Source organism: Stenotrophomonas sp. PS02300 (genome assembly GCF_029959395.1).
GTDB lineage: Bacteria > Pseudomonadota > Gammaproteobacteria > Xanthomonadales > Xanthomonadaceae > Stenotrophomonas > Stenotrophomonas maltophilia_AD.
Genome location: NZ_JASCOP010000295.1, coordinates 1 through 255, shown reverse-complemented (window position 1 = coordinate 255; position 255 = coordinate 1). Strand labels below are relative to the sequence as shown.

General features: G+C 69.0%; 1 pseudogene. It reads left to right on the top strand.

Going from position 1 to position 255, the window contains the following annotated elements:
* A pseudogene (locus QMX79_RS20985) lies at positions 1-255 on the top strand (glutamine--fructose-6-phosphate aminotransferase); the annotation flags it as partial.

Here is a 255-nt window from a genome sequence, read left to right as displayed (position 1 = left end):
CCGAGATCGGCGTGGCCTCCACCAAGGCCTTCACCACCCAGCTGGCCGCGCTGTTCCAGCTGACCGTGGTGCTGGGCAAGCTGCATGGCCGCGTGGATGCGGCGCAGGAAGCGGACTACCTGGAGCAGCTGCGCTTCCTGCCGGGCAGCGTGCAGCACGCGCTGAACATGGAGCCGCAGATCGCTGCGTGGGCCGAGCGTTTCGCGCGCAAGAGCAGCGCCCTGTTCCTGGGCCGTGGCCTGCATTACCCGATCG